General features: G+C 41.0%; 1 protein-coding gene. It reads left to right on the top strand.

What is annotated here, in order from left to right:
• Positions 1-86: 86 nt before the first annotated feature.
• On the top strand, positions 87-1,029 hold a 943-nt coding region (locus JHD69_RS19880; RefSeq protein WP_199142077.1), incomplete at its 3' end, for a hypothetical protein.

Genomic DNA, 1,029 nt, shown 5'->3' with positions numbered 1-1,029 from the left:
GGAAGGAAGGATGAGCTTAAATACCGGTGCAAGTTCATTTAATGGTACGGGTATCTTTAAATAATTTTCAAAAAAACCGATAAATCATGAAACATATTTTGATTGCTTCAATAATGCTGTTGGAAAGCATGGCCTGTTTTTCGCAGGGAATAAAAAAAATAGCCGACCCACTAACACCCTGTGGTTCACGTGCGGATGTTGACAATATGCCCGGTATTTATACCGACCATAACAATACAAAATATGGATTTGCATTAAAAGGTTCACCTGCCGAAAAGACTACAATGATGAAAAACCTCATCGCAGTTGAAAAACTAGAGGAAGCCAGCCGCAATAATTTTAAACTGACAGGATGTGTTGCCAGGGTAAGTTTTTCCGGCTCGGATAGTCAAAAGTATGGTAAATATGCCTACGCAGGGTACGGCTACCAGTTAGGTTTCTATCAGTTTGTTTGTCACGTAACCAAGCGGGTCACCAAAGTAGTAGATGAATACAGAAGTGTATTTCGGGTCAATATCAATCCGTATATTCCAACCGGAGCCAAAGCCGGTGGTACAGGAGAGTTTTATATGAAATATGGCAATCCGGTTTACGACATCCCCATAGAAGCAAAAGCAGGACCCAATTTCGATAAAGAAAAAAACAACAATCCCAGCCGTGTATCGCAATATATTTCAGAAGCCCTGTTGCTCGGTAGCCGTTCTGATGACTATAAAAATTTTCATGGCGATTTTCTGAAACTCAACAATGGCAATGACTATGTAGAACACTGGGAAATGGGTGGCAGGTATGATAATCACGGGCCTAATTCTTACCAATGGATAGATCGCCGCTATTTTATCACGAAGTCCGGCGTGCCTTTACTGCTCCCCGTTAGCCGTAAGCAATATTTGCAAGATATGCTGGAATATTTTGAAATAGAAAAAGCCAATTTTGAATATGCCAATGCAGCGAAAATTAAAAGTATAGGAAATAACACCGCTGAGTCTGCAAAAAGAACCCTGGCCGCTGTGGAAGCGGATAAACTGG

It is taken from the genome of Pedobacter sp. ASV12 (genome assembly GCF_016429155.1).
Lineage (GTDB): Bacteria > Bacteroidota > Bacteroidia > Sphingobacteriales > Sphingobacteriaceae > Pedobacter.
Note: the sequence above shows the minus strand (reverse complement) of the source record. Positions and strands in the feature narration are given on the sequence as shown.